Here is a 19,394-nt window from a genome sequence, read left to right on the forward strand (position 1 = left end):
GCGTCACGGCGTGACCGTCACCGTCCTGCTCCCCGACGCGGACTTCCCGCTCGACCGGTACGTCGCGGTCAGCTTCGCGTCGCCGGAGGCGCCGGCCGGGATGGTGACCGGGACCTTCACATTGGCGCCCTCGCCCGGCCGGGTCGCGGGGAACGCCACCGGCTTCGTCGTCCAGCCGGCGGGCACGGCCGGCTCGACCGTGCCCGCGTCGCGCCGGACGTCCATCCGGTTGACGACCCGTACGGTGATCTCCGCGGTCGTCCCCGCCTTCAGCGTGGCCGGCGGGGTGATCGTGATGTCGGCGCAGGTGCCGCCGAGCCACTTCAGGTCGAACGAGGAGTACGTGATGTGCTCGTAGTTCCCCCGCTCGTACAGCAGACCGAGCCGGCCGTCCGGGAGCCGGGTCAGCGTCGAGTAGGCGGCGGCGCCGGGGTCCACGACCTTCCTGATCGGCCAGGTCTTCCCGTTGTCGCAGGACATCTTGACCGTGAGGTTCTTGCGCGAGGTGGCCTCGGTGTTGCTGAACAGCAGCCAGGAGGACTGCGGGTCCGAGGCCGGGGCGTCGGGGGCGTACCGCATGACCGAGCCGTTGTTCGCCGGGTCGGGCAGCTGGGTGTCCTGGACGAACGGCGTGTACGTGACCCCGCCGTCCGAGGAGTACGCGACCGTACGGTAGGGCGTCGAGCGGTTGTTGAGCATGACCCTGCCGTCGTTCAGCTCGACGGTCTTGTTCTCGTCGCCACCCGGACCGACCGGGGTGCCCATGTGCCAGGTCTCGCCGTGGTCGTCGCTGTACGCGCTGACCGCGTAGTTGGCCCCGTTGTTCCGGATGGCGTACTGCTGGATCAGCCGGCCCCTGTGCGGGCCGTTGCGCAGCTGGATGCCCTCGCCGGACGCGGCGAACATGCCGCCCCAGGCCGGGTTCTTGATCTGCTTGGTGATCCGGCGGTGGGTCCAGGTGAGTCCGTCGTCGTCGGAGTAGCTGTAGTCGGCCTGGAGGACGTCCGGGTCGGTCTCGTCGTTGCCGGTGGCCGAGCCGAGGAAACCCTGGTTCACCCCGGCCGCGTAGAACAGGAAGATCCGGCCTGTGACCCGGTCGACGAGCAGGCTCGGGTCCCCGTACCCCTTCGGCGCGGCGTCCTTGCGGACCACCTGCTGCGCCTGCCAGGTCGTACCGCCGTCGGTGCTCCGCCGCAGCACGATCCCGATGTTGGACGGCAGGTCGCCCAGGGTCGGCCGGGCGTCGTAGGCGGCGAGCAGGGTGCCCCGGTCCGTGGTGGTGAGCGCGGGGATGCGGTAGTGGGGGGAGCCGACGCCGTCGACGGTCAGGTCCAGGGACGTGAGCGTGCCGGGGGCGGGTGACGCGGCCTGCGCGGTGCCGGTCGTGGTGACGACCAGCAGGGCGGCGCCGAGCAGGGCGACAGGGGCGGTTCGCTGCATGGACGATCTCTCTCTCGTCAGGAGCGACCGGCCTGCCCCGATGACAGGCCGGTGAACAGGGTGGCCACCCAGGCCAGTTGCTCCCGCTGCTGGTACTCCGCGCCGCCCTCGTGCCCGTTGAACGGGTGGACCCGTACGTCCTTGGGCCCGGCATAGCCGTTGTAGGCGGTGAAGCAGGTGGAGGGCGGGCAGATGTCGTCCATCATCGCGATGGAGAACAGCGCGGGAGCCGTCGCGCGGGTGGCGAACAGTGCGGCATCGAAGTACGCGAGCGTGGTGAAGACCTGCTCGGTGCGGTCGCGGTGCAGTTTCAGGTACTCGGCGATCTCGGTGTACGGGGGACGCCCCGCGATCTCGGCGCCCCGGCGGATGTTGCACAGGAACGGCACGTCCGGCATGACCCCGGCGAGCCCCGGCACCAGCCCGGCGACCGCCAGGGCGATGCCGCCGCCCTGGCTGACCCCGGTCACCACGATCCGGTCCGGGTCGATCCCCGGGTGCTCGCGCACCGCGTCCACGCAGCGCACCGCATCGGTGAACAGCCGCCGGTAGTAGTACGTCCCGGGGCTCTCGATCCCCCGGGTCAGGAAGCCGGGCACCACGCCCGAAGCGCCCCCGTCCGGATCGGCGGTGGCGCCGCCGGCCGCCGACCAGCCCTGCCCCCGGGTGTCCATCAGCAGGTGGGCGTAACCGGCCGAGGCCCACAGCAGGTTCTCGTGGGCCAGGCCCCGGCCGCGCCCGTAGCCCAGGAACTCCACCACGCAGCCCAGGGGCCCGGCCGCTCCGGCGGGCATCCGCAGCCAGCCGCGTACCGGCTGCCCGGCGAAGCCCGGGACCGTCACGTCGTACGTGCGGACCTGGGTGAGCCCGGTCCGCACCTCGGCGAAGACGGGCTCGCCGGACGCCCGGGTGCGGGCCTCGTCCAGGGTCCGGGACCAGAAGGCGTCGAAGTCCGCGGGGACGGGCAGCGTCGGCCGGTAGTCGCGGCAGGCGTCGAGCGAGAGGTCCGTCAACGGCATGGAGGTGCCCTCCTGGGGCGCGGCGGGGAGCGTGGGCCTCGACATCTGATGCATGACGTCAGATGTCCTGTCGGCACACGGACCCTAGGCACCGCCCGAGGCGGCCGTCAAGGGTCGTTCCGGGGTCGCCCGCGCCCGCCCGGGCACCGGCGCCCGGCGCCGCGCGGCGGCTCAGCGCCGGGCGCGGGCCTCCGCGATCCGGCGGCGCACCGGCGCGTAGTGCTCGCCGAGCGCCTTCAGGAACCCGGCGATGTCACCGGCCCGCGCGGCGTCCACGATGTTCTGGTGGGCGGTGATCGTCTCCGTCTCGTCGGCCTGCGTGAACCCGTCCAGGTGCGGCGCGACGATCGTGTACACGTCCCAGAAGGCCATCGAGAGTTGGCCGATCAGCTCGTTGCCCAGCGGGGCCACCAGCTGGGCGTGGAAGGCGCGGTCGGCGTCCACGAAGCCGTGCCCCTCCTGGGCCCCGGTCTCGCGCATGGTGGCCACCAGGCCGTCCAACGCGTCCAGCTGCTCCGTGCTGAGCTGCGAGACGATCCGGTCGGCCATCCCGCGCTCGAAGAGCTCGCGCACGTCGACCAGGTCGGCCATGACCTGGAAGTCGTCGTCGGGGGAGAGCAGGCCCCGGAAGGTCAGGCTCTCCACGAGCGCCGACAGGCTCAGCCGGCCGACGTAGGTGCCGTGTCCGTGGCGGACCTCGACGATGTCCAGCGCGTTGAGGATCTTGACGGCCTCGCGGACGCTGGAGCGGCTGGCGCCGAGCGCCTCGCACAGGGCGGGCTCGGTGGGCAGTGGGTCCCCGGGGCGGAGCCGTTCCTCGAGGATGTACCGCTTGATGCCGTCCACGACTTCCTGCCGGAGCAGCTGCCGGCCGGGTTTCGTTCCGGACATATGTGAACTCCCCACCTCTTGACCCCTCTCGATTGTCAAGCTACGTTCCCACGCTATCAAGGCATCAGACATCTGACGTCTGATGCTCAAGGTTCCGCGGGTGCCCCGCGAGTCCGCGCCGCCCCCGTTTCCCGTCCCAGACGCCCCACCTCAAGTCCCTGGAGGACCCGTGCCCGAGCTGAGATCAGCCGGTGTCGAGCGCCGCACCTTCCTGCGTTACACCGGCTTCGTCGGCGCCGCGGCCGCCATCACCGCCGGCCTGTCCGCGTGCGGCGGGCCGTCCTCGACCGCCGACGGCGCGGCCGGCAAGGGCGGGAGCGGCGACCTCATCGAGGCCGGCCTGTCCTACCCGCTGTCGACCGGCTTCGACCCCATGATCACCTCGGGCGCGACCCCGTACGCCGCCAATATGCACATCTTCGAGGGCCTGGTGGATCTCGATCCGGCAACACTCGTGGCCCGGCCCGCGCTCGCCACCGCGATGCCGCAGAAGATCAACGCCACCACCTACCGCGCCACGCTCCGCAAGGGCGCGACCTTCCACGACGGCTCGCCCGTCACCGCCGACGACGTGGTCTTCAGCTTCGAACGCATCCTGGACCCCAAGAACGCCTCCCTGATGGCCCAGTTCGTGCCCTTCATCGACACCGTCAAGGCCGTCGACGCGGGCACGGTCGAGTTCAAGCTCAAGTACCCCTTCGCGCTCTTCCCGTCCCGCATCGCCGTCGCCCGGATCGTGCCGAAGAAGATCGTGGAGGCCGACCCCAAGGCGTTCGACGCCAAGCCGGTCGGCTCGGGGCCGTACAAGTTCGTCTCCGCCACCCGCGAGGACAAGATCGTCTTCGAGGCGTACGACAAGTACAACGGCGCCCACCCCGCCAAGGCCAAGAAGATGGTCTGGCGCCTGATGTCCGACCAGTCGGCCCGCGTCAGCGCCATGGAGTCCGGCCGCGTCCAGGCCATCGAGGACGTCCCCTACATCGACGTCAAGCGCATCTCCGGCTCCGCCACGACCGAGTCCGTCCAGTCCTTCGGCCTGCTCTTCCTCATGTTCAACACGGCCGACAAGCGGTTCGCCGACAAGCGGGTGCGCCAGGCGCTGCACTACGCCCTGGACACCGAGAAGATCATCTCCACCGCCATGGTCGGCAACGCCACCGCCGCCACCGGCTACGTCCCCGCCACCCACCCCGACTACCACAAGGCCGCCACCGTCTACACGCACGACGTGGCCAAGGCGAAGAAGCTCCTGGACGAGGCCGGCGTCAAGGGCCTCTCCTTCACCGTCCTGACCACCGACACCGGCTGGGTCAAGGACATCGCCCCACTGCTCAAGGAGAGCTGGGAGGCCGCCGGGGTCAAGGTCACGCTCAACATCGCCCAGTCCCCGGCCCAGTACGCCAAGATCGACAAGGGCGACTTCGAGGTCCTCGTCGCCCCCGGCGACCCCTCCGTCTTCGGCAACGACGCCGACCTGCTGCTGCGCTGGTTCTACTACGGCTTCTGGCCCGAGAGCCGCTACGGCTGGGGCAAGTCCGCCGCGTACAAGAAGGTGCGGCAGACCCTCGACAAGGCCGCGCAGGCCGCCGACGAGGCGAAGCGCAAGGAGCTGTGGGGCCAGGTCACGGACCTCGTCGCCGACGAGGCCGCGCTCTACCCGATCCTGCACCGCAAGCTGCCCACCGCCTGGAACGACAAGGCGCTCCCCGGCTTCAAGCCGCTGCCCACCACGGGCCTGTCCTTCCTGGACGTCAGCCGCGGCTAGCCCTTCCAGAACCCCGGTCCGGTGCGCCTCGACCGACACGGCGCACCGGACCGGACCGCCCAACCGCAAGGAACCCGACGATGGTTGCTTTTCTCCGGCTCGCGCTGCGCCGCGTCGCGATGATGCCGGTGATGATCCTCGGCATCGCGCTGCTCGTCTTCGTGGTGCTGCAGTTCTCGCCGGTCGACCCGGCCTTCAACGCGCTCGGGGAGAGCGCCACACCCGAGGCCCGTGCGGCCTTCGCCGAGGCCAACGGCCTCAACGACCCGCTGCCCGTACGCTACTTCCACTTCCTGGGGCAGCTGCTCCACCTGGACCTCGGCATGACGGTCCCGCCCAGCCAGCCCGTCGCGGACCGCATCACCGCCGCCTTCCCGCTCACCCTCCAGCTGACGGTCCTCGGCCTGATCCTCGCGATCGTCCTCGCCGTCGTCGCCGGAGTGCTCGGCGCGATGTACCGCGACCGCTGGCCCGACCAGCTCTTCCGGGTGCTGTCCATGGCAGGGGTCGCCATCCCCTCGTTCTGGCTCGGCGTCCTGCTCATCCAGCAGTTCGCCCTGAACTCCCCGCTCTTCCCGACCGGCGGCTACACCAACCCCGCCGACTCCTTCGGCGGCTGGCTGCGCTCCATGGCCCTGCCCGCCGTCTCGCTCGCCGTCCCCGTCGCCGCCTCGCTCGCCCGCCTCGTACGGACCTCGATGGTCGCCGAACTCGACCGCGACTACGTCCGTACCGCGCGCGGCAACGGCCTGCCCGTCTTCCTGGTCGTCCGCTCGGTGCTGCGCAACGCGCTCGTCACCCCGCTCACCGTGCTCGGCGTCAAGGTCGGCTACCTGCTCAGCGGCGCCGTCGTCATCGAAGCGATCTTCGACCTGCCCGGCATGGGCAAGCTCATCCTCGAAGGTGTCACGGGCGGCGACGTCGCCCTGGTCCAGGGCACCGTACTGACCATCGCCATCGCGTTCCTGGTGGTCAACGTCATCGTCGACCTGCTCTACCTGCTGGTCAACCCGCGCATCAGGACGGTCTGACATGTTTGCCACCAGCCGGCTGACCACCAAGCTCTCCCGCCCGGGCATCGCCTTCCGCGCGCTCCCGGTCACCTCCCGCATCGCGCTCGGCGTGCTGCTCGTCGTCCTCCTGGGCGCGGTCCTCGCACCGCTGCTCACCCAGAACCCGCTCACCACCGGAACCCCCGTCCAGGCACCCAGCGGTGACCACTGGTTCGGCACCGACCGGGCCGGGCGCGACGTCTTCGCCCGCGTCGTCCACGGCTCGCGCTACTCGCTGATCATCGGCCTCGGCGCCACCGCCGTCGCCCTGGTCGCCGGCTCCGTGCTCGGCGCGCTCGCCGCCACCTCGCGCAAGCTCGGCGACGAGTCCGTGATGCGCACCCTCGACGTGGTGATGTCGTTCCCGCCGATCGCGCTGGCCGCCGTCCTCGTCGCCGTCTTCGGCACCAGCGTCCCCGTCATCATCTTCACCATCGCCTTCGTCTACACCCCGTCGCTCGCCCGCGTCGTCCGCGCCAACGTGCTGTCGCAGTACGGTGAGGACTACGTCGCCGCCGAGAAGGTCATCGGCGCCCGGCGCGGCTACATCGTGCTCCGCCACGTCGCCGTCAACTGCATGGCCCCGGTCATGGTCTTCGCCACCGTCATGGTCGCCGAGGCGATCATCTTCGAGGCCAGCCTCTCCTTCATCGGCGCCGGAGTGCAGGACCCCGACCCCAGCTGGGGCAGCGTCCTCGCCTACGGCCGGCAGATCCTCCTGGCCGGCGGCTGGTGGGCCACCTTCTTCCCCGGCCTCGCCCTGCTCGTCACCGTCCTCGCCCTCAACATCCTCTCCGAGGGCCTGACCGACGCCTCCGCCGCGCCCGGGGCCGCCCGCCCCGCCGCCCCCGCCGGCACCCCCACCGCCCCGGACCCCGTCGAGGCCCGCTCCACCGTGGACATCGACGCCGCCCTGGCCAAGCTCGCCCGGCGCGTCAACGCCCAGGAAGCCGCCATCACGCCCGTCCCCGAGGACGCCGCCGAGCTCCTCGTCGTACGCGACCTCGCCATCCGCTTCCCCGACCGGTACGGCACGACCCCGGTCGTGGACTCCCTCTCCTTCACCGTCCACGAGGGCGAGACCCTGGGCCTCGTCGGCGAGTCCGGCTGCGGCAAGTCCATCACCAGCCTGGCCGTCATGGGCCTCCTCGCCCGCAATGCCGAGGTCAGCGGCGAGATCCTGTACCGGGGCCGCGACCTCCTGGCACTCCCGCCGAAGGAACGCCGCGCCCTCATGGGCCCCGAGATCGCGATGGTCTACCAGGACGCGCTCTCCTCCCTCAACCCCTCCGTACTCGTCGGCACCCAGCTGAAGCAGCTCACCTCGCGCGGCGGTACGAAGACCCCGGCCGAACTCCTCGAACTCGTCGGCCTCTCACCCGAACGCACCCTGCGCAGCTACCCGCACGAACTCTCCGGCGGCCAGCGCCAGCGCGTCCTGATCGCCATGGCCCTCTCCCGCAGTCCCCGCCTGCTCATCGCGGACGAACCGACCACCGCCCTCGACGTCACCGTCCAGGCCCAGGTCGTGGAACTCCTCGTACGGCTCCGCGAGGAACTGGGCTTCGCCATGGTGCTCGTCTCGCACGACCTCGCCCTCGTCGGCGACCTCTCGCACCGCGTCGCGGTGATGTACGCGGGACGCCTCGCCGAGATCGGCTCCACCCGCTCCGTACTCACCGCCCCCACCCACCACTACAGCCGCGGCCTGCTCGGCTCCGTCGTCTCGCTGGAGGCCGGCGCCGACCGGCTGCACCAGATCCGCGGCGTCGTCCCCGCACCCCAGGGCTTCGGCCCCGGCTGCCGGTTCGCCTCCCGCTGCGGCGCGGCCACCGAACTCTGCCGCACCACCACCCCGGACCTCACCCCGCGCGGCGCCGAGCCGGACCACGGCTTCGCCTGCCACCACCCCGCGAAGAGCGCACAGCTGGAAGGGAGCGCCCTGTGATCAGGCTCGACGGCGTCCACGTACGCCACAAGGCACGCAGCGGAGGCGTCTTCCGCCGCGACGCCGTCCACGCCCTCACCGACGCGAACCTGGAGGTGCGGCGCGGCGAGATCGTCGGCCTCGTCGGCGAGTCCGGCTGCGGCAAGTCCACCCTCGCCCGGGTCCTGACCGGCCTCCAGAAGCCCACCGAGGGCACGGTCACCTTCCACGGCCGCGACCTGTGGGAGATGACCGGCACCCAGCGCCGCCAGGACTTCGGCTCCGCCGTCGGCGTCGTCTTCCAGGACCCGTCCACCGCGCTCAACCCGCGCCTCACCGTCGAACAGATCCTCCGCGACCCGCTCGACGTGCACCGCCGCGGCACCCGTGAGGCCCGCACCGCCCGGGTCGCCGAACTCCTCGACCTCGTCGGCCTCCCGGGCCACACCCTCGCCGCGCTGCCCGGACAGCTCTCCGGCGGCCAGCGCCAGCGCGTCGCCATCGCCCGCGCCCTGGCCCTCGAACCGGAGCTGATCGTGGCCGACGAGCCCACCTCCGCGCTCGACGTGTCGGTCCGCGCCCAGGTCCTCAACCTCCTGGTCGACCTGCGCGAACGCCTCGGCCTCGGCATGGTGTTCATCTCGCACGACATCCAGACCGTCCGCTACCTCGCCGACCGCATCGCCGTCCTCTACCTCGGCCGCATCGTGGAGGAGGGCCGCGCGCCCGACGTCGCCGGCGCCCCCTCCCACCCGTACACCGAGGCCCTGCTCTCCGCCACGCCCAGCCTGCTGGAGAGCACCGAGCGCATCGTGGTCACCGGCCCCGTCCCCTCCGCGACCAACCCCCCGTCCGGCTGCCCCTTCCGCACCCGCTGCTGGAAGGCGGACGACGCCTGCGCCACCGTCTTCCCGGTCCGGACCGAGGGACCCGACGGGCACGGCCACCACTGCGTCCACCCCCAGATCCCCGTACCGTCCGCAAGGAGCACCGCATGACCGCCCGCACCCCCCGCCACACGGGAGTGATCCCGCCCGTCGTCACCCCGCTCACCGCGGACGGCGAGCTCGACCTCCCCTCGCTGGAGCGGGTCGTCGCCCACCTCATCGACGGCGGTGTCACCGGTCTCTTCGCCCTCGGCAGCTCCGGCGAGACGGCCTACCTCACCCCGGGGCAGCAGGACCGCGTCATCGAGGCCGTCACCGCGGCGGCGGGCGGCCAGGTGCCGGTCCTCGTCGGCGCGATCGAGACCACCACCAACCGGGCGGTCGAGCGCGCCCGGCGCGCCGCCGAGCTCGGCGCCGATGCCGTCGTCGTGACCGCCCCCTTCTACACCCGCACCCACGCCACGGAGATCGACCGCCACTTCCGGGACATCGCCGCCGCCCTCGACCTGCCGGTCCTGGCGTACGACGTGCCGGTCTGCGTGCACAGCAAGCTCGACCCGGAACTGCTGCTGCCGCTGGCCGCCGACGGGGTGCTGGCCGGGGTGAAGGACTCCAGCGGCGACGACGGTTCGTTCCGCCGGCTGGTCATCGGCGCCCGCGAGCTGCCCGGGTTCTCCGTGCTCACCGGCCACGAGCTGGTGGTCGACGCGATGATGCTCGGCGGCGCCGACGGCTCGGTGCCCGGGCTCGGCAACGTCGATCCGCACGGGTACGTACGCCTGCACGAGGCCGCGGTGCGCGGTGACTGGGCGGCCGCGCGCGCCGAACAGGACCGGCTGGTCGCGCTGTTCGACATCGTGCGCGCCGCCCGCCCGGGCACGGCGTCGGCCACGGCGGCGGGGCTCGGCGCCTTCAAGACCGCGCTGATGCTGCGCGGGGTCATCGCCACCAATGTGATGAGCCCGCCGATGCGCCCGCTCGACGAAGCGGAGACGGCGGTGGTCGCCGCCTGCCTGGACCGCGCGGGGCTCGGCGCGGTCTGACCCGTAAGCCACACCGAAGACAAGAGGTCCGGCCGGACAGCTCAGGGCTGTCGGGCCGGACCTCTTCGTGCTCGGGGGAGCGTCAGCTCACTTCTTCGCGGCGCGGGCGCGGCGCATCAGCAGGCCGCCGCCGAGCACCAGCGCGGCGCTGGCGCCACCGGCGATGCCCAGGTTCTCGTTGGCACCGGTGTGCGCCATCTGCGGCGGCTTGTGGTGCTTCGGAGGCGTGTGGTGCCAACCGGTGTGGGTCGGCGGGTTGTGCGTGGGCGGAGTGGTCGGCGGGGTGGTCGGCGGGGTCGTCGGCGGGTTGTGGTGGTGACTGGGCGGGCAGTCGTCGTTGTGGTGGTGCACCGGCGGCTTGTGGGGCTTCGGCGGCTTCGGGTGGTGCGGCTTCGGCGGGTTGTGGCTCGGCGGGCAGTCGTCGTCGTGGTGGTGCACCGGCGGCTTCGGGGGCTTCGGCGGCTTCGGGTGGTGCGGCTTCGGCGGGTTGTGCTCGTGGCCGCAGTTGCAGTCGTGGTCGTGGTGGCCCTTCGGCGGCTTGTGGTGCGGGGGCTTGTGGTGGTGCGGCGGGTGGTGCGGCGGGTGCTCCGTCGGCGGCTCCTCGGTGGGCGGGTTGCCCTCGTCGCCACCGCCGTTCTGGCACTTGTTGCCGGCGGCCGGGTTCAGCAGGCCGACCACGTTGATGCTGTTGCCGCAGACGTTGACCGGGATGTCGACCGGGGCCTGGACCACGTTGCCCGAGAGCACGCCGGGGGAGCCGGCGGCCACACCCTGGGCGCTCGCGCCCGAGCCGCCGTTGCCCGAGCCGCCGCCCTTGTTCTCGCACTCGTTGCCGAAGGCGGGGTTGAGCGCGCCGACCACGTTGACCGTGTTGCCGCACACGTTGACGGGCACGTGCACCGGGACCTGGACGACGTTGCCCGAAGCGACGCCGGGCGAACCGACGGCCGCGCCTTCGGCCGTGGCATCGGCGAAGGCATAGCCGCCGGAGGCGGTCAGGATGCCTGACGCCGCCGCCATGACGAGCATGCTTTTACTCAAGGCTTTTCGCATTGGTGCCCTTCCTTGGGACATTTCTCGCGGGCGCACGGCCCACAGTTCGTTCATCAGGCGGTGCAGCAGCCGTCGGACCGGCCCATCCAGAGGCGGCCCTCCTGGCGGAGCGGCTTGACGACACCCATAACGACGTCCGCGTGCATGGGAAACGTGAATGCCGTGAATTTTCTGTGCGCACGCGGCGGAGCTACGAGTGAACGTTTCGTCTCTCGATTTCCGACAGTATTACTCGATCACTTTCGTACGGACGTCCGTGTCTTCCAGGCATTCGGGTGAATGGCGATAACCAAACGTCGGCCCGGCAGTTGTTCAGGGCGCTCCGGCTACGGGGTATCCAGTACGAGAAGGGTTCATCGTGATCAAGAAGGTCCTGGCTACGGGTGCCGTCGCCGCCTCCATCCTCGGGCTCGGCGCCGCGCAGGCGATGGCCATCGGCAACGACGGTGGCACGACCTCGGTCAACGGCAACGGTGCCTCGCAGTCCTTCGGCAACGCCGTGACCAAGGGCGACGGCAGCCCGCAGTTCGACCTGGTTCAGGGCTCGCTGAACAAGCCCTGCGTCGGCCTGCCGCTCAAGGCGAACGTCGGTTCGCTCATCGGCCTCGTCCCGATCGCGGTCCAGGACGTCAACGTCCTGTCCAACCCGCAGAACCAGCAGTGCACCGAGAACTCCACCCAGGCCAAGGGCGACGAGCCGCTGTCGCACATCCTGGACGGCATCCCGGTCCTCTCGGGCAACGGCGCCGGCAACAGCTGATCCGGCCCCCTCCCGGGCCCGGGCCACCGGCGTTCCTCCTCCGGGCGGCCCGGGCCCGCTGCCGCCCCGCGCGTGTCGGGCGGGAACACGGTCGGCTGACCGAAACTGCATCATTCGGGCGGTATTCGAGCAATCTGCTCGCTGAGCAGTGTCGCATACCGTCCGAAATCGTTACGAATGAGAGTGGCGGAGTTACGAGCGATCAGGTCCGCGCTCGTGCGGCACGAAAGCCGTGGCCGCTCCGGACTCCGCACAAGAAAGGGTTTCAAGTGAAGTACACCAAGATCGCCGCCGTCGCCGCCGGTACGCTCATGGCCATGGGTGCCGCCGCCCCGGCCTTCGCCGACTCGGGCGCCGAGGGTGCGGCCGTGGGCTCCCCGGGTGTCATCTCCGGCAACACCATCCAGGTGCCGGTCCACATCCCGGTCAACGTCTGCGGCAACACCATCGACGTCATCGGCCTGCTGAACCCGGCCTTCGGCAACGCCTGCGTCAACGACTGACCCACGCGCCGAATTCTCTCGGCTCGAAAAGCCCCGGCCTGCGCTCTCGGCGGTCCGGGGCTTTTCCCGTGCCCGCGACCGGCCCGGGTCGAAACCTTTTCCTTGCCCGCGCTCCGAGAAATCCCGGGCCCTCCAGTTTCCCCGTCGAATCCGGTTCGTTAGCCAGGGAAAGGGCGGCCGGGGACAGGGTCAAAGAAGGCCCGTCCGGCGCGGGGACGCGACCGGAACGGCCGCCGCTGAGAAGGGAACCCGAAAGTGAAGTACGCGAAGTCCGCCGCACTCCTCGCCGGTTCCGTGGTCGCACTCGGCACGGCTGCTCCCGCCTTCGCCGTCACCACGACCACGGCCCCCAACTTCAGCCTCGACGGAGGCGTCAACCAGGTGACGGCGGCCGCCCCGCAGGTGGTCGACCCGGTGCTCGACACCGTCAGCGGCGCCGCCGAACGCCTGCACGAGGACGGCACCGTCTCGAAGGTCTCCGGCCAGGCCACCGACGCGGCGAAGGGCGCGGCCCCGCTGCTCGGCGGCCTCCCGCTCACGAACTGATCCGCACCTTTCGGGTGAAGTGCCACAACCATTCCCTCCCCGCCGAGTTGATCAGTGCGCTCGGCACCGGCGGGCAACCAGAGAAAACCAGAAGGGCAGTTTCATGATCAAGAAGATGATGGCCTCCACGGCCGTCGCCGCATCGATCGTCGGCGTCTCCGCCGCGGTCGCCCCGTCGGCCATGGCCATCGGCAACGACCAGGGCACCACCACCGTCAACGGCAACGGTGCCATGCAGGCGTACGGCAACTCCGCCACCCACGGCGACTGGAGCCCGCAGTTCGCGCTCATCCAGGGCTCGCTCAACAAGCCCTGCATCGCCCTGCCGGCCAAGGCCAACGTGGGCTCGCTGCTCGGCGTCGTGCCGATCTCGGTCCAGGACATCAACGTCCTGTCCTCCCCGCAGAACCAGCAGTGCACCGAGAACTCCACCCAGGCCAAGGGTGACGAGGCCCTGTCGCACATCCTGGACGACATCCCGATCCTCTCGGGCAACGGTGCCGGCAACAACTGACCGGTACTGACGGCGCACCACACGCGGCCCGGCGGTCGCCCGAAAGGGCGGCTCGCTGGGCCGCTTGCCGTAGTGCGGGCGGCCGTTCCGCGCGGCAACGGGTAGGGCCTCCGCATGGACCAGCACCACAGCCGGCACCCCGGCAGCGCAACCCCGATCTACGACCGGCTCCTCGCCGAGTGGCGGGCCGCCCACGCCGAACCCGCCCCGGAGCCCGCCCCGGCCCACCTGGGCGGACTCGTGCCCCCGGCGCGCACCTCGGCCGAGACGGGCGGCCGGGGCTGACGCGAAGCCGTCGAACTCATGCGGGATCGAACCCATTTGGGTGGATCAGCGGAACCGAAGCGTCCGCACGGGGTTGATCAATACGTTCCAGACGGAACGCTCCGAAAGGTGAAGCGTGATGAAGAAGATGATGGCCGGCGCGGCAGTGGCCGTGTCCCTGGTCGGCCTGACGGCCGCCGCGGCCCCCGCGGCCATGGCGATCGGCAACGACGGGGGCACCACGACCCTCAACGGCAACGGCGCCTCCAGCTCGTACGGCAACGCCGAGACCCAGGGCGACGGCAGCCCGCAGGCGCAGCTCATCCAGGGCTCGCTCAACGACCTGTGCCTGGGCGTCCCGGTCAAGGCCAACGTCGGTTCCCTGGTGGGCCTGCTGGTGCCGGTCGCGGTCCAGGACGTCAACGTCCTGTCCAACCCGCAGAACCAGCAGTGCGCCGACAACTCCACCCAGGCCAAGGGCGACGAGCCCCTGTCGCACCTGGTGGACGACATCCCGGTCCTCTCCGGGAACGGCGTCGCCAACAACTGATTGCGCGCCGCGCCCGCGTCGTCCGTCCTGTGCGACGCGGGCGCGTACGGCATGACGGAGGCCCACCACCCTCGCCGGGTGGTGGGCCTCTTCCGTGGGCCGGGTCAGCCGATGCTGCGCACCGGGAGCACGCAGTGCGCCGAGGTCGCGATGGTGTCCGGGTCACCCGCGAAGGCGCGCAGCTCCGCCTCGCCGATGGGGAGCCCGGGCGCGCCCTGCGGCCAGGGGCGGGTCGCGAACATCGCGTGCACCTCGCCCTGTTCGTTCGCCGCAGCCAGCCACTCGGGCGGCACCGGGTACTGCGCCTTGAAGTGCGGCAGGGTCAGGACGGCCTGGCCGGCCTGTACGAGGAGCTTCACGGGGAGCCCCGGCGTCTCGTCGGCCCGCACCGGCGCACCGCCGACGGGGAGCCCGCAGCGTTGCAGCGCGAGCCGCATGGCGTTTTCGCCGGCCGCCGGGCCGTCCGATCCGTCGCCCAGCGAATAGGCGAGCAGGAAGGCGGCGTCGCGCCCGCTCTGCCGGTACTCGCCGCTCCAGCCGATCAGGATGAGGGTGCCCAACTGGGCCTGGGTGAACGAGCCGGTGGCTGTCTGGGGGGAGGTCATGTGCGGCACCCTAACCGTCCGCGACCGGTCCAACTCCATGCGTATCACCCGATCGGGGGACGACTGCCACAACCGGGTCCGCGCGAATAATCCGTTGAGCCGCCGGACCGCCGGGGGCTAAGGTGTGCGACGAGACGGACGGCGGACCTGCCGCCGGTACCGGACCTGGACGAATGCGGAGGTGAGGACATTGACGACGGTCGTTGCGGTGGGCGCTGCCCACGAGTCGAAGTTCCTCTTTGTCACCTCCGTGGCCACCGGCTGACCTCTTCGCGCCCTCACGCGCACCGCCGGGCCACCCTGTGAAGGGTTTCCCTTGTCTCTCCCGTCCTCCTCCGCTTTCTCCTCCTCCCGCTCCACCGCCTCGCACCCGCTCGCCGCGTACGGCTGGGACGACGACTGGGCCGCCGAGTTCGCCCCGTACGCCGCCCAGGGACTGGTGCCCGGACGCGTGGTGCGGGTGGACCGCGGGCGCTGTGACATCGTCACGCCCGAGGGCACGATCTGGGCGGACACCGCCTTCGTCGTGCCGCGCGACCCGATGCGGATCATCTGCACCGGCGACTGGGCGGCCGTCGACGCCGGCGGCGACCCGCGGTTCGTCCGTACGCTGCTGCCGCGCCGCACCGCCTTCGTACGCTCCACCTCGTCCAAGCGCTCCGAGGGCCAGGTGCTCGCCACCAACGTCGACCACATCGTCATCTGCGTCTCGCTGGCCGTGGAGCTGGACCTGGGCCGCGTCGAGCGGTTCCTGGCCCTCGCCATGTCCAGCTCCGGCGGCGACGCGCTGCTCGGCGACGCCGCCGGGGCCGGGGAGCGGACCGCCGAACCGGTCGTCGTCCTCACCAAGGCCGACCTGGTCCCGGACGCGGTCACCCTCTCCCACCTCGTCCAGGACATCGAGCACATCGCCCCCGGTGTGCAGGTGCTCCCGGTCAGCTCCGCCACCGGCGAGGGCATCGACGTGTTCTCGGCGATCGTCTCCGGCGGTACGAGTGTGCTGCTCGGGGCGTCCGGCGCCGGCAAGTCCACCCTCGCCAACACGCTGCTCGGCCAGGACGTGATGGAGGTCCAGGCCGCCCGCGACGTGGACGGCAAGGGCCGGCACACCACCACCACCCGCAATCTGCTCGTGCTGCCCACCGGCGGGGTCCTCATCGACACCCCCGGACTGCGCGGGGTCGGCCTCTGGGACGCCGGGGTCGGCGTCGGCCAGGTCTTCTCGGAGATCGAGGAGCTGGCCGAGGGCTGCCGGTTCCACGACTGCGCCCACGAGGCGGAGCCGGGCTGCGCCGTGCGGGCGGCGATCGAGGACGGCACCCTGCCCGAGCGCCGCTTCGACAGCTACCGCAAGCTCCAGCGCGAGAACCAGCGCATCGTCGCCAAGACCGACGCCCGGGTCCGGGCAGAGATCCGGCGCGACTGGAAGCGCAAGGGGGCCGAGGGCCGGGCCGCGATGGACGCCAAGCGCGGCCGGATCCGGTAGCCGGACCACCCCTGGTCGACGTCCGAAAACCGCGAGTGACGGTGCCCGGAGGGGCGCACACTGGACGGTGTGATGGACGAACAGACCAGGTACGAGGCGGTGAGCAGCCGCGACGCCCGTTTCGACGGCGAGTTCTTCTTCGCCGTCGAGACGACCGGCATCTACTGCCGGCCGAGCTGCCCCGCCGTCACCCCGAAGCGGAAGAACGTCCGCTTCTACCCGACGGCGGCGGCCGCCCAGACCAACGGCTTCCGGGCGTGCCGCCGCTGCCGCCCGGACGCCGTCCCCGGCTCCGCCGAGTGGAACGTCCGGGCTGACGTCGTCGGACGCGCCATGCGCATGATCGGCGACGGCGTGGTGGACCGGGAGGGCGTTCCCGGGCTCGCCCACCGGCTCGGCTACAGCTCCCGCCAGGTGCAGCGCCAGCTCAACGCGGAGCTGGGCGCGGGCCCCGTCGCCCTGGCCCGCGCCCAGCGCGCCCACACCGCCCGGATCCTGCTCCAGACCACGGCCCTGCCCGTCACCGAGATCGCCTTCGCCGCCGGGTTCGGCAGCCTGCGCCAGTTCAACGACACCGTGCGGCAGATCTACGCCCGCACCCCGAGCGCCCTGCGCGCCGAAGCCGGTACGGGGCTGGGCATCGCGGTCCGCCAGGCCGGCACCACCGGCATTCCGCTCCGGCTCGCCCACCGGGGCCCGTACGCCGCCGGTGACGTCTTCGACCTGCTCGCCGCCGGTCCGGTCGCCCGCGTCGAGGAGATCACCGGGGAGCCCGGCCGCCGGACCTACCGGCGCACGCTGCGCCTCCCGTACGGCGCCGCCGTCACCTCCGTGGACGAGCGGTCCGCCGGGGACTGGCTGGACGCCCGCATCCATCTCACCGACCTGCGCGACCTGACCACGGCCGTCCAGCGGCTGCGCCGCCTCCTCGACCTGGACGCCGACCCGCACGCGGTGGACGAGCTGCTGTCCGCCGACCCCGCGCTCGCCCCGGACGTCGCCGCCCGGCCGGGCGTGCGCTCGCCGGGTGCAGCCGACGCCGAGGAGTTCGCCGTGCGGGCCCTGGTGGGGGACGCGGCGGCGGGGGAGCTGGTCGAGGAGTACGGCAAGGCGCTGGACGTGCCGTGCGGCGCGCTGACCCACGTCTTCCCCGAGCCGGCCGTGCTCGCCGGGGCGGCCGGTGACCCGGCCCTGCGGGCCCTGGCGACCGCGCTCGCCGACGGCACCGTACGCCTGGACGCGGGCGCCGACCGCGACGAGGCCGAGCAGGCGCTCCGGCGGCTGCCCGGCATCGGCCCCGCCACCGCCGCGCTGATCCGGATGCGCGGCCTGGGCGACCCGGACGTGGACCCGTACGGCACCCCGGGCGCGAGCGGCTGGCGCCCCTGGCGCTCGTACGGGGTGCGGCGGGCCCGGTCGTGCGGTCAGCCCCAGATCAGCGCGCCCAGCCAGGCGCCCGTCACCAGCAGACACGCGAAGAGCTCCACGAGCACCGAGTAGCCGGTCGCCCGCATCACCGTGCGGACCGACGTCCAGCCCGCGCCCCGGCTGCCGAGGCGCAGCCGTTCCGCCCCGAAGATCACTCCGACGTATCCCACGACCGCCCCGACGACGGGCAGCACGAAGAAGCCGACGATGCCGCCGAGACCGCCCAGCAGCAGCGTCCGGCGCGGGGCCCCCGACTCACGGGGCCGACGCGGCGGCAGAAGCGGTTTGAGCGCCTGGTTGAGCAGGAGCAGCGCGGTCGCGCCGATCAGCACGGCCCACGCGGTCGGGGTCGTGTCGGTGAACGCCCACCACAGGACGGCTGCCCAGACGATCGCCGGCCCCGGCACGCCCGGCACCAGCACACCGATCAGGCCGAGCAGCATCACCAGTCCGACGGCGACGAGCTGCCACACACTCATCTGACCAGCGTGCCGGAGTCCACCCGGTCCCGCCCGTTCTGACCAGCGGTCCTACCGGGCCACCCAGCCCCGTTCGTACGCGTGCCAGCCGAGCTGGAGCCGGGTGGAGACGCCGGTCAGCTCCATCAGGCCCTTGACCCGGCGCTGCACGGTCCGCAGGCCCAGGTCCAGCTGTTTGGCGACGCTCGCGTCGGTCAGGCCGGCCAGCAGCAGCGACAGGATCTCCAGATCCGTCGGGTCCGGGCCGCCCGGCTCCTCCACGACCGCGCCGCTCTCGCCGAGCCGCAGCGGCATGGCCTCCCGCCACACCGCCTCGAAGAGCCCGGTCAGCGATTCCAGCAGCCCCGACGCGTGCACCACCAGCGCGGCGGGCTCGGCCCCGCGCCCGGTCAGCGGCACCATGGCCAGCGCCCGGTCGGCGATCACCAGCTTCGTCGGGACCCGGGGGACCACCCGGCACTGCTCGTCGCGGCTGAGCGCCGCCGACAGCTCCGTGATCCCGGACTCCAGGCCCAGCACCTCGCGCTCCACGACCACCCGGAACGAGACGCCGCGCGTGGCCGCCTCCTCCTCCGACTCGTTGTCCAGGCCGCTGACCGCGATCGGCTTCCCGGTGACCAGCGCGCACACCTCGCTCGTCGCGCCCAGCTGGAGCTGGTGGAAGCGGTGGGCCACCGCGCTCGCCCCGGTGACCACCTCGACCAGGTCGTGGACGGCCGGTTCGGCGGCGTCGGCGCGGTACTCCTCGGCGAGCAGGACCGCCGCCAGTTCGGCCTGTTCCAGCTGGTGGCGCTGCTGGGTGAGCAGGGCCCCCAGGGCGACGCCGGGCGGGGCCGCGACCCAGCGGCCCGTGCGGGCGGAGGACTGGGCGGCCAGGCCGTGCTGCTCCAGCCTGCGCAGCGCGCGCTCCGTGTCCCGCTCGGGGAGCGCCAGCCGGTGCGAGAGGTCGGACACCTCGGCGGCCCCCAGCGCCACGAGGGCGCGGTAGGCCGACTCCTGCCTCTCGTCAAGACCTATGGCTGCCAGCATCCCGACCCCTCCCCGGACCCGTGCGTACGCGTGCGGCGCACCCCGTGTGGCGAAAAGTCGCCACGGCGTGATTTCGCCACGGCACATCATCGCCGTACCGTGCGCCACTCTGCCAATGTGACGGCACAGCGGGACCGGCGGCCCTGTCCGGTA

General features: G+C 72.0%; 20 protein-coding genes. 13 read left to right on the forward strand and 7 right to left on the reverse strand.

Annotated elements, in window-relative coordinates:
* Positions 1-3: 3 nt before the first annotated feature.
* The 3 genes from OHS17_RS27200 to OHS17_RS27210 form a co-directional block, all read right to left on the reverse strand.
* Positions 4-1,440, reverse strand: a complete 1,437-nt coding sequence (locus tag OHS17_RS27200) for an exo-alpha-sialidase (protein WP_330314256.1) — start codon at positions 1,438-1,440, stop codon at positions 4-6.
* A 17-nt stretch (positions 1,441-1,457) separates the two neighbouring features.
* Positions 1,458-2,459, reverse strand: a complete 1,002-nt coding sequence (locus OHS17_RS27205) for an acetylxylan esterase (protein ID WP_330315371.1) — start codon at positions 2,457-2,459, stop codon at positions 1,458-1,460.
* A 171-nt stretch (positions 2,460-2,630) separates the two neighbouring features.
* Entirely contained in the window at positions 2,631-3,350 is a 720-nt protein-coding gene (locus tag OHS17_RS27210) for a FadR/GntR family transcriptional regulator (RefSeq protein ID WP_330314257.1), read from the reverse strand.
* Positions 3,351-3,519: 169 nt separating this feature from the next.
* On the opposite strand from OHS17_RS27210, the gene OHS17_RS27215 reads away from it, so the two are divergent.
* The 5 genes from OHS17_RS27215 (at position 3,520) to OHS17_RS27235 (ending at position 10,024) form a co-directional block, all read left to right on the forward strand.
* Positions 3,520-5,115: an ABC transporter substrate-binding protein gene (locus OHS17_RS27215; protein WP_330314258.1), complete on the forward strand. Its 1,596-nt coding sequence runs from the start codon at positions 3,520-3,522 to the stop codon at positions 5,113-5,115.
* Positions 5,116-5,195: 80 nt separating this feature from the next.
* The gene (locus tag OHS17_RS27220) at positions 5,196-6,146 is read left to right on the forward strand and encodes an ABC transporter permease (protein ID WP_330314259.1); all 951 of its coding nucleotides are present in this window, start codon (positions 5,196-5,198) and stop codon (positions 6,144-6,146) included.
* A 1-nt stretch (position 6,147) separates the two neighbouring features.
* Positions 6,148-8,115: a dipeptide/oligopeptide/nickel ABC transporter permease/ATP-binding protein gene (locus OHS17_RS27225; RefSeq protein ID WP_330314260.1), complete on the forward strand. Its 1,968-nt coding sequence runs from the start codon at positions 6,148-6,150 to the stop codon at positions 8,113-8,115.
* Positions 8,112-9,092 carry an ABC transporter ATP-binding protein gene (locus OHS17_RS27230; RefSeq protein WP_330314261.1) on the forward strand — a complete coding sequence of 327 codons (981 nt, stop codon included), beginning with the start codon at positions 8,112-8,114 and terminating at the stop codon, positions 9,090-9,092. The genes OHS17_RS27225 and OHS17_RS27230 overlap by 4 nt, the downstream gene beginning before the upstream one ends.
* Entirely contained in the window at positions 9,089-10,024 is a 936-nt protein-coding gene (locus tag OHS17_RS27235) for a dihydrodipicolinate synthase family protein (RefSeq protein WP_330314262.1), read from the forward strand. The genes OHS17_RS27230 and OHS17_RS27235 overlap by 4 nt, the downstream gene beginning before the upstream one ends.
* 87 nt (positions 10,025-10,111) lie before the next feature.
* Here OHS17_RS27235 and OHS17_RS27240 read toward each other — a convergent pair whose 3' ends face one another.
* Positions 10,112-11,053, reverse strand: coding sequence for a chaplin (locus tag OHS17_RS27240; RefSeq protein ID WP_330315372.1), 942 nt, complete (start codon positions 11,051-11,053; stop codon positions 10,112-10,114).
* A 382-nt stretch (positions 11,054-11,435) separates the two neighbouring features.
* Here OHS17_RS27240 and OHS17_RS27245 point away from each other — a divergent pair, with 382 nt between their 5' ends.
* From OHS17_RS27245 to OHS17_RS27270, 6 genes are all read left to right on the forward strand, one after another.
* A complete protein-coding gene (locus tag OHS17_RS27245) occupies positions 11,436-11,837 on the forward strand; it encodes a rodlin (RefSeq protein WP_018100608.1) in 402 nt (133 codons plus the stop codon).
* Positions 11,838-12,106: 269 nt separating this feature from the next.
* Complete coding sequence (locus OHS17_RS27250; protein ID WP_018100607.1) at positions 12,107-12,340, forward strand: chaplin; 234 nt, start codon at positions 12,107-12,109, stop codon at positions 12,338-12,340.
* 255 nt (positions 12,341-12,595) lie between these two features.
* Positions 12,596-12,886, forward strand: a complete 291-nt coding sequence (locus OHS17_RS27255; RefSeq protein WP_018100606.1) for a hypothetical protein — start codon at positions 12,596-12,598, stop codon at positions 12,884-12,886.
* Between the two features lie 103 nt (positions 12,887-12,989).
* Positions 12,990-13,400, forward strand: a complete 411-nt coding sequence (locus OHS17_RS27260; RefSeq protein ID WP_330314263.1) for a rodlin — start codon at positions 12,990-12,992, stop codon at positions 13,398-13,400.
* A gap of 114 nt (positions 13,401-13,514) precedes the next feature.
* A complete protein-coding gene (locus tag OHS17_RS27265; RefSeq protein ID WP_018100604.1) occupies positions 13,515-13,685 on the forward strand; it encodes a hypothetical protein in 171 nt (56 codons plus the stop codon).
* Between the two features lie 118 nt (positions 13,686-13,803).
* On the forward strand, positions 13,804-14,214 hold the full coding sequence (locus OHS17_RS27270) for a rodlin (RefSeq protein WP_330314264.1): 411 nt from the start codon (positions 13,804-13,806) through the stop codon (positions 14,212-14,214).
* Between the two features lie 104 nt (positions 14,215-14,318).
* On the opposite strand, the gene OHS17_RS27275 is transcribed toward OHS17_RS27270, so the two are convergent.
* Positions 14,319-14,819 carry a DUF5949 family protein gene (locus OHS17_RS27275; RefSeq protein ID WP_018100602.1) on the reverse strand — a complete coding sequence of 167 codons (501 nt, stop codon included), beginning with the start codon at positions 14,817-14,819 and terminating at the stop codon, positions 14,319-14,321.
* A gap of 316 nt (positions 14,820-15,135) precedes the next feature.
* Here OHS17_RS27275 and rsgA point away from each other — a divergent pair, with 316 nt between their 5' ends.
* Entirely contained in the window at positions 15,136-16,305 is a 1,170-nt protein-coding gene (rsgA, locus tag OHS17_RS27280) for a ribosome small subunit-dependent GTPase A (protein WP_330314265.1), read from the forward strand.
* Positions 16,306-16,377: 72 nt separating this feature from the next.
* The gene (locus tag OHS17_RS27285) at positions 16,378-17,805 is read left to right on the forward strand and encodes a DNA-3-methyladenine glycosylase 2 family protein (protein ID WP_330315373.1); all 1,428 of its coding nucleotides are present in this window, start codon (positions 16,378-16,380) and stop codon (positions 17,803-17,805) included.
* Here the strand turns inward: OHS17_RS27285 and OHS17_RS27290 are convergent.
* Both OHS17_RS27290 and OHS17_RS27295 read right to left on the reverse strand, forming a co-directional pair.
* Positions 17,730-18,212 carry a DUF456 domain-containing protein gene (locus OHS17_RS27290; protein WP_026171186.1) on the reverse strand — a complete coding sequence of 161 codons (483 nt, stop codon included), beginning with the start codon at positions 18,210-18,212 and terminating at the stop codon, positions 17,730-17,732. The genes OHS17_RS27285 and OHS17_RS27290 overlap by 76 nt on opposite strands.
* 51 nt (positions 18,213-18,263) lie before the next feature.
* Entirely contained in the window at positions 18,264-19,241 is a 978-nt protein-coding gene (locus OHS17_RS27295; RefSeq protein ID WP_330314266.1) for a helix-turn-helix domain-containing protein, read from the reverse strand.
* Positions 19,242-19,394 lie beyond the last annotated feature (153 nt).

This window comes from Streptomyces sp. NBC_00523 (assembly GCF_036346615.1).
Classification (GTDB): domain Bacteria; phylum Actinomycetota; class Actinomycetes; order Streptomycetales; family Streptomycetaceae; genus Streptomyces.